The sequence below is a fragment of the Marinobacter shengliensis genome, assembly GCF_030297115.1.
GTDB lineage: Bacteria > Pseudomonadota > Gammaproteobacteria > Pseudomonadales > Oleiphilaceae > Marinobacter > Marinobacter shengliensis.
On record NZ_AP028062.1, the window covers coordinates 3,575,780 to 3,589,962 of the forward strand.

The following is a 14,183-nucleotide window of genomic DNA, read 5'->3' on the forward strand; positions in this document are numbered from 1 at the left end:
TTCGCGAAGCTCTTTTCTAAGGGGAATATATGAACGTTTCAAACTCACTCTTTGACCTCCACCCCGACTGGCTGGCCCATACGCTGGCCAGCGCGTCTTCCGATTTACCCGAAACCAAACACCAACTCCCAGACGGCACGCAGGTTTCCCGTAAGGCCAATGGTGTTTTGTGGCTGACACCGCCAGCGGGGCGGGAGAATCCGAACAAGGAGGCGTTGATTATCTCGGCCGGGGTGCACGGTAATGAGACGGCGCCGATTGAGGTGTTGAACGGGTTGGTGTCGGAATTGTTTGCCGGGCAGTGGCAGTTGGCTTGTCCGGCGTTGCTGATGTTGGGGAATCCGGTGGCGATGTTGGCCGGGGAGCGGTTTGTGGATGTGAACATGAACCGGCTGTTTAACGGGGCTCACAGTAAGCCGGAATATAAGGGCCTGCCGGAGGCAGCGCGGGCGCGGTTTCTGGAGGAGATGTGTCGGCAGTTTGCGATGGCGCATCAGGGGCTGGCGTTGAGTCACTATGATTTGCACACGGCGATTCGGCCGTCGAAGCGGGAGCGGTTTGCGTTGTATCCGTTTGTGGAGGGTCGGTCGGTACCGGCGGCACAGTGTGAGTTTCTGCTGGAGGCGGAGGTGGAGACGCTGTTGTTGCAGCACCGGGAGTCGACGGTGTTTTCGTCGTTCACGGCCAGCCTGCTGAACGCTGAGAGTTTTACCGTGGAGCTAGGCAAGGTGGAGCCGTTTGGCAAGAATGATTTGCGGCGGTTCAGGGGGATTGAGCGGGGGCTTCGGCGGCGGTTTTGTGGCCAGCCGGCGCCTGCGGTTCAGGCGCCGTTTGATCATCTGACGGTGTTTGAGGTGGTGCATGAGATTCTGAATACCGGGCCAGCCTTCCGGTTTCATGTGCCGGATGATGTGGCGAATTTTACCGAATACCAGCCGGGCACGGTGATCTGGGAAGACGACGAAACCCGTTATCAGGTGGGCACGGCGCCGGAGGCCATTGTGTTCCCGAACCGGGCGGTGCCGGTTGGCCAGCGGGTGGGTTTGATGATTCGGGCTAAGGGAAGTTTTGGGGCCAGGTAGTTCGTTACCCGGCCCCGGTCAGGCTCAGGCCGGGGCGTTTTCCGGTTCGGCCACTGGCAGTTTGATCAGTTTGGTGCACACAGACGGGATCACCAGCAGGGTCAGTACCGTTGAGGCCAGCAGGCCAGAGATAATGGCCCAGGCCATGGGCGGCCACAGGGTGGAGCTGGAGAATGCCAGGGGCAGCAATCCGGCAACCGTGGTGGCCGTGGTTAACAGGATCGGCCGGGTTCGGCGTTCAACGGCGGTACGAACGGCATCGCGGATGGCCCTGCCCCGCTCCAGTTCCCGGTCCATCACATCAAGCAGCACGATGGCGTTGTTCACCACAATTCCCACCAGCGCAATCACTCCCAGCAGCGACTGAAACCCGAACGGCGAGCCGGATAACACAAGCCCGGGGAATATTCCCACCGTCGCCAGCGGCACGGTCAGCAGAATCACCCCCACCCGCCGGAATGAGTTGAACTGCAGCAGCAGGAAGAACAACAGCAACAACATGCCGATGGGCGCGGCTTTCAACAGTGCTGTGTTGGCGTCGTTGGAGCCTTCGGCATCGCCCCCCATTTCCAGCCGCGTGCCGGCGGGCAACGGCTGATTCTCAAGAGCCGCATTCAAGCCATCCAGGGCCTGGCTGAAGCTGTAGCCGTCTTCCAGGTTGGCACTCACGGTGTTCACCCGAACGCCGTTGCGCAGGTATCTGGCAGCCGGCTCCCAGGTGGTTTCCACGGTGGCGACAGCGGATAACGGTACGGCATCGCCCCGGTCGTTGTAGGTGTTGACGGACAACAGCCGGGACAGCGACAGGGAGGTACCCTCGCGGGAACGCAGGATCATGGGAATCGGGTCATCTTCCTGGCGATAACGCTCAGCCACCGCACCGAAGCTCTGGCCGTAGAGGCTCTGGGCGACATCCGCCCGGCTCAGGCCATAACGGGCGGCAGTGGCGTCGTCCACGTTGATGGCAATGCTGGGCACACCGATATCCAGGTCGTTACGCACGTCCACGGTACCTTCAATACGCCTCAGCGCGGAGAACACCTGCTCCGTCGCCCGGGTGCGGGTGGCGTCGTCGGCATGGTAAACCCGGACTTCCACCGGTGCGGTCCGGGGCGGCCCCTGGCCGAGGATGCCCGCAGAGATATCCACCTCTGGCATGGACACCGCTACTTCATTCCTGACCCAGTGGATCAAATCGGTGGTGTCGGCCAGGGTGGGTGTGCGGATAACCAGCCTGGCCCGATTGGGCGACTGGGGCGATCGTTGGAGGTTGTAATAGAACGCTGGGCCGGTGAAGCCAACAAACCGGTGCACCTCCAGTGCTTCCGGCAGGGTGCGAATGGCCCGTTCCAGGCGTTCGGCAACTTCTGCGGTGCGGGCCTGGTCGGTGCCCTCCGGCATGTACAGCTCCACGATCACCCGGGGCCGGTCCGCATTGGGGAAGAACTGTTGCGCCATGAACGGAGTCATGGAAAGACTGATGGTCACCAGCCCTGCGCCGAGGATGATCAGGCGCCCGGGATACCGGAACACCAGCCCGCCCAGAAAGCGCGCCAACCCGATCAGGCGATCACCCTGCACGTTTTTGCGGGGTTTGAGGAAACGGGCCGCCAGCAGGGGCACCGCTGAAATGGCCAGAAGGTAACTGACCGACAGGGTGAGCATGATCATCACCGGCACACCCCGGGTGAAATCCGCCGCGCCGCCCTTGGCCATCAGCAGGGGTGCAAAGGCTGCCAGTGTGGTACCAGTGGACGCACCGAGCGGGCCGGCCAGCTCGCCAACCGCTTGTTTCAGGGCATCAAGGCGACGCATGCCCTCGTCCAGATGACCCTGAATGTTCTCAACAATGACAATCGCGTTGTCGATCAGGATACCCAGGGAAATCACCATGCCGATCACCGCAATCTGGTGCAGCACCCCGCCGCCCAGGTCGTACAGGCCCACGCTGATCAGCGCCACCATCGGCAGTATCGAGGCCACCAGCAGGCCCATGCGAATGCCCATACCGGTGAACACCACGGCAACAATAATCAAAACCGACAACACCAGGCTCCAGGCCAGGTTCACCAGGCGTTCGGCAACCTTGTCTGGCTGGAAGAACATCTCCCGGATTTCATAGGGTTCGAAATCGCCCCGAACCTGCTCTACCCGCTCGCGGATACGCTCGCCAAAGCGAATCGCGTCGGTACTGCCCTCTTCCATGATGATGGACAGCAGCACCACTCGCTCACCATCAAACCAGGTTTCCGGTTGCCGGGGTTCCGCCGGGCCTCGCCACACTTCGGCAGCGGCGGCCAGAGGCACCTGGGAGCCGTCCGGCAGTTCGATAGGGGTTGCGCGAATATCATCTATGTCAGCGAATTCGGTGTTGGGCAACACAGACAGTCGCTTGCCGTCCACCACCACAAAGCCGCCGGGAATGGTCTGGTTGCGCTGGGCCAGGGTGTCCAGCACCCGTTTCGGAGAAATGCCCAGGCGGAACAGTGCGGCGTCGTCCAGGGCCAGGGTGATCTGTTCGTCGGCATCCCCCTCAAGCTCAATGCGGGAAATGCCGGGAATATCCGACAGGTTCTGTTTCAGGCGTTCGGCCACTTTCGAAAGTTCGGTTACCGAGGGCGAGCCACCCACGGCAATCACCACGGCGGGAATATCAATCAGCCGATCATCCAGGGTCATCTGGCCAACATCGTCCGGAAAGTCCTGCCGGGCCCGCTCCATGGCCTGTCGCACACGGTCCCAGGCGGGGTCGGTATCGTAGATATGGTCCCGGAGTTTGAGGCGGGAAAGCGCCACGCCGGTGCGGGCGGTACCGAAGCTGAAATCCAGTTCCTCCACCTGACGCAGTTCATCGGTCAGTGGCCGCAATACCAGGCGCTCAACCGCCTCGGCACTGGCACCGGGATAACTGACGGTAATCATGCCGGCACGATAGGGAAACGAGGGGTCTTCCTGCCGGGGCATGGTGCTGTAGGCCGCAATACCCAACAGGCAAAGCATGGTCACCACCATGCCCAACAAGCGTTGATAGTTCAGCAGTTGGCGGGCCATCAGCGGATCTCCACCCGGTCACCATCTACCAGCCGGGTAGTGCCGGCGTATACTACCTGGTCACCCGCCTGCAATTCGCCCGGGTGCACCATCACCCGCTCACCAATCACCCGGTCGATTTTAACCGGCACCTGCCGCGCAATGGCGTCGTCCACCCGGAACACGCTGGTGCCCGAGTCATTTCGCACCACCGCCAGCAAAGGCACCGTTATGGCAGAGGCCCGCACCGGTGTGATACCCACCTCGACCGGTTCGCCGGAACCCAGGGACTGGGGCGGCAGGCTCACCAAAACCGGGTGCAGCTCACCGCGAATGGAACTACCCTGGGCAATCTCAATCACGGTGCCGGTTTCCGCGTCCCGGTTGCGATCCTGCACGGACCAGACCGGCAACTCCTGCCCCACGCGTACGTGGCTGAGCAGATGGGCAGGCACACGCACCTCCACTTCCCGCCCCAGCGGCGACGACAATCGAATCACCGGCTGGCCGGCAGACACAAATTCATCACGCTCCACCAGCAAGGCTTCCACCTGACCGGCAAACGGCGCTTTCAATACGCTTTCTTCCAGCAAGCGGGTGGCTTCCGCCAGTGAGGCTTCCGCTGTGGCCATACTGGCTCTCAGGGAATCCCGACGGGCGGCGATCTGTTCCAGGTTCTGTTCCGACACCACACCACGCTGGTGCAGCCGGCTGGAACGCTCCCATTCCCGCTGGGCCTGATCAAACTGGGTTTTCAGCTCTTCCAATCGTGCAGCAGCAGAATCACGGGCCGGTTCCAGGGCGGGATTGTAGAGGCGTGCCAGCACATCCCCCGGCTTCACATTCTGCCCCAGCTCTACCGGGCGCTCCCGGAGGGTGCCGATGAGCTGGAACGTGAGGGTGGCCCGCTGGGCAGCCCGGACAATGCCGGAGAACCGTAAGGGGATTTCTTCCACCTGTCCGCCGGTCACCTCCGCCACGCGTACAGACACCGCAGCCTCCGAGGGGGCATCGGCAGTGCCACCACGGCAACCAGAGAGAACCAGAACCACCAGCGCCAGGCTGGCAAAGGAGAATGGCGCACCGCGCTTGATGAGAGACATGATATTCAGCCCCTTTCCCTGAAAAGATTGATTGTTGGCCTCCATTCCTTCGGAAACCGCCGTTTGTTTTCCGACATCATGTCATTCTTTGACAAATTGTCAATAATCGGTTTCCATTCACTTTCAGGTATCATGCAGCCATCGCACAGGAAGCCGGGAACACCATGAACGAACCCCTGAAGTCACGACGGGAACGGGAAAAACAGGCAAGGTACGACGCCATTCTGAATGCCGCTGAGCTGGTGTTCTCCGAGAAGGGTTATGAGCGCACGTCCATGGACGACATTGCACGCACGGCAAGTCTGAGCCGGGCACTGCTGTACGTCTATTTCAAGGACAAAGCGGCCATTCAGCGCGGGATCATGCTGCGGGCAGGCCAAAGCCTGGTGACGCGTTTCGAAAACGCGCTTGGTTCAGCCGAGACAGGTCTGGCGCAGATCCGCGCCATGGGGGAGGCTTACTATCGCTTTTACCTGGAAGAACCGGATTATTTCTCGGCGCTCACCAAGGCGTCTACCGCCATCGCCGATGCCGACGAAGAGCAGACCCGGGAAATGCTCTGCTCCAAGAACGAGCTGATGCAGTTGATGACGGCCGCTATTCACACCGGCCTGGAAGACGGCACCATGAGCCGGGAGCGCATCAGCTCACCGGCACAAACGGCCCTGTACCTGCGGGGCGCCCTGCACGGCGTGATCATGCTGTGCCAATCAGAAGCCACCCAAGCCGGCAGCTTTCCCGCCGATGCCCTGATTCGCCACACCATGGATATGCTGACCCGCTCCATCGCCAGCCAGTAGCGCCGCTCGCTACAACTGGAAATCGTAAATAGAACCCAGCCCCAGAATACCGGTGAGTTCGTCCAGGGCCTTGCGGACTTCCTCCAGCAGCATCGGGTCTGCCAGGTCCTGTTGGTCGAGCTCACTCCGATAATGGGCGTTCACCCAGGTTACCAGGCGGTCGTAGAGTGCATCGGTCAGAATCACGCCCCGGTTGATGGCGTGTAGCTCCTCATCGTTCAACACCACCCGCAAACGCAGGCAGGCGGGCCCACCTCCGTTTCTCATGGACTGCTTCACATCGAACACTTCGACGCTGGTGATGGGGCTATCGCCTTTGACCAGCTGATCCAGGTAACGGCTTACGGATGGCACTTCCCGGCACTCACCGGGCACCGCCAGCAACATGCCGTCCGGGGTATTCAGTAGTTGGCTGTTGAACAGGTACGAGGCTACCGCGTCTTCGATGGGCACCTCATTGGCAGACACCCGAACGGCCTCAAGCGCAGCCCCAGTCAGCCGGTCGCTCAGTTCCGCCAGCACCCGGTCTTCCTCCAGAAACGCCAGTTCGTGGTAGAACAGGCAGTTGCCGTTGCCCACCGCAATCACATCGTTGTGGAACACGCCGGCATCAATGGCGGCAGGGTTCTGCTGTGCAAACACCGCGTGGCGGTCGCTCAGCCCATGCAGCCGGGCGATGGCCCTGGAGGCTTCCAGGGTTTGCCGGGCCGGGTATTTGACCGGCGCCGGGGCCTGCTCGTTGAAGGCTATCTGGCCATACACAAACAATTCCACACCGGGTTCACCATAACGACTGCACAACCGGGTATGGTTGGCCGCACCCTCATCCCCGAAGTGGCTGACCGAGGGCAAGGCCGGATGGTGGGCAAAGTAGCTTTCGTCAGTAAAAATGGCTTTCAGGGCGCGGCCGGTCACCCGGTGCTCGATGGACCGGTGAAACTTGGCACTTAGATTCGCCGGAGTGAAATGTACCCGATGGTCTTTGGTATCGGCACTGGGGGACACCGTCGCCGCATTGGCGGTCCACATGGCAGACGCGGACGACACCGCGGCCAGAATGGAGGGGTCTGTGCTCGCAGCCTGCTCCAGCACCTGCCGGTCATTACCGGTAAACCCGAGGGCGCGCAGTGTTGGCAAGTGTGGCCGTTCATGGGGCGGCAAGACGCCCTGAACGTAGCCCCGATCGGCCAACTGCTTCATCTTGGCCAACCCTTGCAAGGCAGCTTCTCTGGGATTGGCCACCGAGTTCACGTTGGATTTCGACGCCACATTCCCCCAGGACAAACCTGCGTAGTTATGGGTGGGGCCCACCAGCCCGTCAAAATTCGCTTCAACCGCGTGTTTCACCATAGCAGGCTTCCTGTCAGTCAAATGTCAGGCCGGGCGCCAGGGTATCTGGCATTTCACTCTTGCCAGCCTCCAGCGAGGCCATGGGCCAGGCGCAGTAGTCCGCCGCGTAATAGGCACTGGCGCGATGGTTGCCGCTGGCGCCCACACCACCAAACGGTGCCGCGCTGCTGGCCCCGGTCAGCGGCCGGTTCCAGTTCACAATGCCCGCGCGCACCTCTTCCACCAGCCGGTTATACAGCTTGCGGTCGTCACTCAGAATGCCCGCCGACAACCCGAAACGGGTGTTGTTGGCCAGCTCCAGGGCATCGTCAAAACTCTTGTAGCGGTATACCGTCAGCAGCGGGCCAAAGAATTCCTGATCCTTCAGCTCCACCTCCGTGGCATCGACAATACCTGGTGACAACAAGCCTGTGCCCGGCTTCAGCTGTTTCATCTCAAGCAGGGAACTGGCGCCTTTCTCCAGCATATCGGCCTGGGCCTGCAGCAGCATTTCGGCCGCCTGGGCCGAGATGACCGAGCCCATGAACGGCTGGGGCTCCGCATCAAAATCGCCCACCTGAATACGGGAGGCAACGTCTACAAGCCGGGCCAGGAACTCATCCCCTTTCTTGCCTTTGGGAACCAGCAGACGGCGTGCACAGGTGCAGCGCTGGCCCGCCGACAAAAACGCAGACTGGATAGTGTGATGAACTGCACCGTCTACATCCGCCACGTTCTGCACAATCAGCGGGTTGTTTCCGCCCATTTCCAGCGCCAGGATTTTCTCCGGCTGGCCGCCAAACTGTTCGTGCAGCAGGTGACCAACATTGGAGCTGCCGGTGAAGAACAAACCGTCGATCATCGGGTGGCGGGCCAGGCATATGCCGGTATCAGCCCCGCCCTGGACCAGGTTAATGACGCCATCCGGCAGGCCTGCCTTTTCCCAGAAACGCACGGTCATTTCGGCAACGCCCGGTGTCAGCTCACTGGGCTTGAACACCACGGTGTTGCCCGCAAGCAGGGCCGGCACAATATGGCCGTTCGGCAAATGGCCAGGAAAGTTGTAAGGGCCGAACACCGCCACCACGCCATGGGGCCGATGCCGCAGCACCGCATGTCCTCCGGCCACATCCGACTCTGAGTGCCCGGTACGTTCGTTGTAAGCCCGGATGGAAATAGGCACCTTGCCAATCATCGCCGCCACCTCGGTGCGGGATTCCCACAGCGGCTTGCCGGTCTCCAGGCCAATCTGGTGGGCCAGGGCCTCTTTGTTGGCCTCCAGCTGCTGGGCAAACGCCTCCACCACCGCCTGGCGCTCGGCAAAACTCTTCCGCCGCCAGGGTGCAAATGCAGCCCGGGCCTCGCGAACGGCGGCGTCTACATCTTCTAGGTTAGCGCCGTTGCCGTCCCAGACAGTCTCACCCGTGACCGGCTGTAACGATTCAAATGGCTGCCCGTGGCCCTGAATCCACAGCCCGTCTATAAAAAGATTGCCTGACAGGTTTGCCATTGTTCCTCACCTCCAATTAGGGAATTTGTCAGCGGCTTCAGCGCTAATCCTGACCATGCCGGTTACGATAATGGCGCACCCGGTCGAGAATTTTCTCGTCCTCACTTTCCTGGCCCTTTAGTGTATGAATGGGTGACAAAGCGCTTTCCTTCAAGGGCGCAAGGCGAACCGGATCTCCGGACTCGATCAGCAGGGCTTCCGCCACGTCGCGGGGAATACTCACGGTATCCGGCCCGATACATTCCATGGGCAGGGTGGTTACCCTGAAGTCCCGAAACGCTCGGTTTGAAATCATCACGCGCTGTTCCGGTGGCACGTCCAGGTTCATGGGTTTATTGACCACCATGGCGTGGCGATTGATGGATTCCCGAACGGTTCGGATGTTGTTCACGAACGCCTCCACCGCCGGCCCGCCATCAAAAATATCCACCATGCCGTTAAAGTTGAAACCTTCTGCCTGCAACATTTTCAATGCCGGCCGGGTATTATCATGCACCATGCCGATGACCGCCCGCGCCTCTTCCGGCAGCATCGGCAGGTAAATCGGGTACTTGGGCATCAGCTCGGCAATAAAGGACTTGTTGCCAAGGCCAGAGAGCATGTCCGCCTGGCTGAATTCCATGTCAAAGAACTTGCTGCCAAGGGCATCCCAAAGCGGGCTGCGACCGTCTTTATCAGACACGCCACGCATCTCGGCAAAGACTTTTTCCGAGAAGTGCTTGCGAAAGTCATCGAGGAACATGAACCGGCAGCGGGATAACAACAAGCCGTTACCTCCTCCCTGATAACCTCCGGCCAACAACAGCGAACAGATTTCGGTGGTGTCCGTCATATCATTGGACAGGTGCAAGGTGGGTGTACGCACATGCACGCCCAGCTCCCGCGAGGCATTCACCGTAACGCTTAGCCGGTAATTGTAGAACACCTCTTCCAGGCCCACGCGGGCTTCAATGCCGCTGATGCCAACGGTTTTTCCGCTTTGGGTCTCTTCCAGGGCAAACAGATACAGCCCGGCCTCCGGGGCACAGCGCTGGTTGAAGGATTCCCGGGTACGCTCGATCTTACGTTGCAGCAGTTCCCGGTCTGCCGGCAGGGTGGTCAGCCCTTTGCCGGCGTTCTGGGCCATGCCATAAAGATCATCAAGATCGTTTTCCTGCAACGGGCGAATCAAAAGCATGTTACGCCCTCCCCTGAGCTGGATTGATCATAATGGCGAGATCCTTACCCGGTCGCCGGCGCTCCGGTCCAATGCATGCCAGGTGCTGACCGGTACCTTTACGTCGTCCGCCAGGGTCTCGGACACCTGAGTCAGCAGGCAGCGGAAGTCTTGCCCTTCTCCCGCTGAAATCAGGCAGGTTTCCCCATCCAGACCCTCACTGCCATGAAGCGTTTTCGGTTGGCTGGTCACAACGGTTTTCAGTGTGTCGGTTCGGGCTTCCAGCACCGGGCCGCCATCGAAGATATCCACGTAGCAACCGGGCAGGAAACCTTCCCGTTGCAACAGGTCGAAATTGGGCCGGGTAAGCGGGTGCGGCTCACCCAATGCCTCTTGCGCGGCTTCGCTGAGTAAGGTCACGTATATCGGGTTCGGGGGCATGAGTTCGGCAATGAAGGTTTTGCTAAGCTGACCGGAGTGCTGGTCGGCGGTTTCGAAATCCATGTTAAAGAAGTGGCGGCCCAGGCTGTCCCAGAAGGGCACTTCGCCGCTCTCATGCTGTATGCCCTGGATTTCCACTACGGTGCGATTGGTGAACCATTCCCGGTGGCTGGCGATGAACATCATGCGGGCGCGGGAAAGCAGCTCAAAGGCCGGGGTGTTTCGCAGTTCCGGTTTGAGGGTGAAGGCGCACAGCAGGGTGAGGTCAGTGAGGGCATGGCTGGGGTAAAGCACTTCCACGCGCCGGGAGACGTTGAGTTCGTGGGAGGCGTGTATAAGGTAATCGCGGCGGTAGTTGTAGAACGGTTGGCCGTTGCCTGCCCGGGTGTCTATGCCGGCGGTGCCGGCGAGTTGGCCGGTGTCTGTGTCTTCCAGTACGAAGAGGAGGCGGCGTGGGGTGTCGGTTTTGTTGGCGAAGCTGGCCTGGGACTGTTCGAGTTTTTTGGTCAGGGCGGCTTGGGTATTGGGCAGGGTGGACGACAGCCGGCCGCCCTGGGCGTTGGTCAGGTCCAGAATCTGTTGCAGGTCATCCAGTTTGGCTGGTCTGACTCGCCACATGGCGTTTACTCCCCGGGTCTAACTGCGACTTTTGAGTTTGCCGGCCGGGGGCGAGCTGTTCACTCCTTCCGGGAAACGCTACGAGCACCCGCTAACGCGGGTCCGGCCAGCAATCATAGATTGCTGTCGTTCGGCTGCGCATGAAGCTTCGCTTCATAAACACTTGCCTCACCCATGTGCGCTTCGTTCCGGCCATCCATGGCCTCCAAGATTCCCGGAAGGAGTGAACAGCCCGCCCCCTGCTTCGGGCTATGCCGTCCTGTTATGCCGTCAGTTTTTTTACGGCCGCCTCAAAACGCTCCAGCGCTTCATCAATGTCCGATTCAGGAATAATCAGCGAGGGCGCCAAACGAACCACGTTAGCGCCGGCGATCAGTACCATCACGCCCTCATCCAAGCCGGCGTTGAGGAAGTCTTTGGCTTTGCCCTGCCACTTCTCGGTCAGCACACATCCCAAGAGTAGACCAGCGCCGCGCACTTCGGAAAACACGCCGTAGCGTTCGCCAATGTCCATCATGCCTTTGCGCAGTTTGTCAGAGCGGGCTTTGACGCCTTTGAGGATTTCCGGCTGGCTGACGGTGTCGATTACTTTCTGGGCGACGGCGCAGGCCAGGGCGTTGCCGCCGTAGGTGCTGCCGTGGGTGCCTACACCGAGGCTTTTGGCGGCTTCGGCGGTGGTGAGCATGGCGGCTACCGGGAAGCCGCCGCCCAGGCCTTTGGCGCTGGTGAGGATGTCGGGCACTACGTTGTACATTTCGTAGGCGTAGAGGTGGCCGGTTCTGCCGACGCCGCTTTGTACTTCATCGAACACCAGCAGGGCGTTGTTGTCGTCGCAGAGCTGGCGCAGGCCTTTGAGGAATTCAGGGTCTGCGGGCATTACGCCGCCTTCGCCCTGGATGGGCTCAACAACGATGGCACAGGTTTTTTCTTTGGAGACCAGCGCTTTCACGGAATCCAGGTTGTTGAATTCGGCGTGGTGGATGCCGCCCGGGGCCGGTTCGAAGCCTTCCAGGTATTTCGGCTGGCCACCGACGCTGACGGTGAACAGGGTGCGGCCGTGGAAGGAGTTGGTGAAGGAGATGATTTCGTTTTTCTCCGGGCCGTAGTGTTCCCAGGCGTAGCGACGGGCCAGTTTGAAGGCGGCTTCGTTGGCTTCGGCGCCGGAGTTGGCGAAGAATACCCGTTCTGCGAAGGTCTGGTCGCACAGGGTTTTGGCCAGGCGTAACGCGGGTTCGTTGGTCATGACGTTGGACAGGTGCCAGATTTTTTCGGCCTGTTCCTGCAACACGCCCACCAGGCCCGGGTGGCAATGGCCGAGGCTGGTGACGGCAATGCCGCCCTGCAGGTCCACAAACTCTCGCCCTTCCTGGTCCCACACGCGGGAGCCCTCGCCTCGCACCGGGATGATGTTACCGGGGGCGTAGTTGGGCACCATTACTTCATCAAACAGTTCGCGGGAGACAGGTTCTCTGTTCATGGATCTCTCTCAGTGACTCATTGCTAAGTGACAGGGTGGATGCCCCCATAATACGCCACTCACGGCATAAGAACAGCCGGTTGCGTCAAAGGTGGTAGTTCGATGATTCGATACAGCTTTTTATCGCGGCCCAGCAGGGCTTTGACCAGCAGTTTGTAGGAGTCGAGATCAAAGGTGACGGGGTCAGACCCCGGTTCAAAGTCGTTCAGTTCCTCCTCACTGCGCAGGGTGGCGATGTGCACCCAGTTGTAGACAACCAGAATATCGGTGCGGTCTGTGTCGCGGTTATCTTCCACCAGAGCGACGGGGCCGGGCCAGGGCCAGGTTTTCAGGCGCAGGCTGTGGAAGGCGATCTGCATTCTCAGGTTGTATCGGGTGCTGTCTTCTGCACCCTCGCAGGCGCCTTTGCATCGGCCCAGGCTGCGCTGGAAGCATGGGCCGGCAGCGGCGGGTTCCAACCCGAGCAGTTTGCCGCACAGGTCGTTCTTGCCGGCAATTCCGCGAATGGCGCCCAGCGCATCGCGCTTGCTGCGGAACAATCCGAAGTAATCCCCGAGCTGGTCCGGCACCACTTTTCGCACCAGTTCGGCCTGCAGATAGCCTTCTTTATTGGTTGTCAGTGCGATGCTGACCAGGTTCTTGGCAGCTCGGGAGCGGCGGTTGTAGAGCGGGTTCAGGCTTTTGATCTGTTTCAGTTCCAGCAACAGGGCGCCCAGCTCACCGGCGGTTTCGGTGTACTCCACCCGGCGCAGGCTTTCTGACATGCGCAATCCCCGGGGAGACTGGTGATCGCCGGAAAAATGCGACGCCACCCGCTGGGCAATGTTGGTGCTTTTGCCCACGTACAGCAGCGCATCATTGTCACCATAAAACCGATAAACACCCGGCCCCTGCGGCAACTCCGCGAAGATCTCTGGCGGCACGTTAGAAGGCGTACTCTGGCGTTGAAGCAGTCTCTGGATGGCCTGGCTCACTGTGTCAGTGTCATGCTCAACCAGAGTGTGCTCGAAGAACGCCAGCATGGCGGAAACGTCGCCCATGGCCCGATGGCGCTCCACCTGCGGCAGGTTGTGGCGGTTGATCAGGGCATCCATATTGTGGCGGCTGTGTTCCGGATAGAGCGCCCGGGACAGCCTGACCGTGCACAACACCCGGGCGCTGAATGCTCGCCCCAGCTTACGGAACTCAGACTTAATGAAGCCGTAATCAAAACGAGCGTTGTGAGCTACAAAGATCGTGCCGGCCAACTGTTCTTCCAGCTCATCGGCAATCTCTGAGAATAACGGAGCGTCCGCCACCAGCTCGTTGCTGATACCGGTCAGGCGCTCGATAAAGCCGGAGATCCGCGTTTCCGGGTTCAGCAGGGTTTGCCATTCCCCCACCACGTCACCGGCCCGCCAAAACCGGATACCGATCTCGGTAATCCTGTCCCGCTGCGGATTGCCGCCGGTGGTTTCGATATCAAGGAAAGCAAATGTTTCGTTACTGAGAAGCGCAGGTTTCTTTGTCATCTGAGGTATTACGACCATTTGGCAGGGCCGGATGCCAGCATTGCCGCACCAACGAGTTATAGACATTCGTCTAAATAACCAACAATTATGTTTGAAATGTCACAGATTCGTAACTACCTTGTTTTT

At 60.2% G+C, this 14,183-nt stretch carries 10 protein-coding genes; 2 read left to right on the forward strand and 8 right to left on the reverse strand.

From position 1 onward, the window contains the following. Nucleotides 1-29 precede the first annotated feature (29 nt). A complete protein-coding gene (locus QUE75_RS16455; protein WP_286251842.1) occupies nucleotides 30-1,082 on the forward strand; it encodes a succinylglutamate desuccinylase in 1,053 nt (350 codons plus the stop codon). Nucleotides 1,083-1,106: 24 nt separating this feature from the next. Here the strand turns inward: QUE75_RS16455 and QUE75_RS16460 are convergent, their stop codons facing one another. Both QUE75_RS16460 and QUE75_RS16465 read right to left on the reverse strand, forming a co-directional pair. After that, entirely contained in the window at nucleotides 1,107-4,133 is a 3,027-nt protein-coding gene (locus tag QUE75_RS16460; RefSeq protein WP_286251844.1) for an efflux RND transporter permease subunit, read from the reverse strand. After that, nucleotides 4,133-5,215 carry an efflux RND transporter periplasmic adaptor subunit gene (locus tag QUE75_RS16465; RefSeq protein WP_286251845.1) on the reverse strand — a complete coding sequence of 361 codons (1,083 nt, stop codon included), beginning with the start codon at nucleotides 5,213-5,215 and terminating at the stop codon, nucleotides 4,133-4,135. Before QUE75_RS16465 ends, QUE75_RS16460 begins: the two co-directional genes overlap by 1 nt. A 164-nt stretch (nucleotides 5,216-5,379) precedes the next feature. Here QUE75_RS16465 and QUE75_RS16470 point away from each other — a divergent pair, with 164 nt between their 5' ends. Then, nucleotides 5,380-6,015, forward strand: a complete 636-nt coding sequence (locus QUE75_RS16470; protein WP_058090451.1) for a TetR/AcrR family transcriptional regulator — start codon at nucleotides 5,380-5,382, stop codon at nucleotides 6,013-6,015. A 9-nt stretch (nucleotides 6,016-6,024) separates the two neighbouring features. Here QUE75_RS16470 and astB read toward each other — a convergent pair whose 3' ends face one another. The 6 genes from astB to QUE75_RS16500 form a co-directional block, all read right to left on the reverse strand. Then, nucleotides 6,025-7,365 carry an N-succinylarginine dihydrolase gene (gene astB, locus QUE75_RS16475; RefSeq protein WP_286251850.1) on the reverse strand — a complete coding sequence of 447 codons (1,341 nt, stop codon included), beginning with the start codon at nucleotides 7,363-7,365 and terminating at the stop codon, nucleotides 6,025-6,027. A gap of 13 nt (nucleotides 7,366-7,378) precedes the next feature. Continuing rightward, complete coding sequence (gene astD / locus QUE75_RS16480; protein ID WP_286251852.1) at nucleotides 7,379-8,854, reverse strand: succinylglutamate-semialdehyde dehydrogenase; 1,476 nt, start codon at nucleotides 8,852-8,854, stop codon at nucleotides 7,379-7,381. Nucleotides 8,855-8,897: 43 nt separating this feature from the next. Next, nucleotides 8,898-10,031 carry an arginine N-succinyltransferase gene (gene astA, locus QUE75_RS16485; protein WP_138435740.1) on the reverse strand — a complete coding sequence of 378 codons (1,134 nt, stop codon included), beginning with the start codon at nucleotides 10,029-10,031 and terminating at the stop codon, nucleotides 8,898-8,900. A gap of 27 nt (nucleotides 10,032-10,058) precedes the next feature. Next, nucleotides 10,059-11,069 carry an arginine N-succinyltransferase gene (locus tag QUE75_RS16490; protein WP_286251855.1) on the reverse strand — a complete coding sequence of 337 codons (1,011 nt, stop codon included), beginning with the start codon at nucleotides 11,067-11,069 and terminating at the stop codon, nucleotides 10,059-10,061. Nucleotides 11,070-11,331: 262 nt separating this feature from the next. After that, entirely contained in the window at nucleotides 11,332-12,546 is a 1,215-nt protein-coding gene (locus tag QUE75_RS16495) for an aspartate aminotransferase family protein (RefSeq protein WP_286251857.1), read from the reverse strand. Between the two features lie 59 nt (nucleotides 12,547-12,605). Next, nucleotides 12,606-14,057: an exonuclease domain-containing protein gene (locus QUE75_RS16500; RefSeq protein ID WP_286251858.1), complete on the reverse strand. Its 1,452-nt coding sequence runs from the start codon at nucleotides 14,055-14,057 to the stop codon at nucleotides 12,606-12,608. Nucleotides 14,058-14,183: the final 126 nt, after the last annotated feature.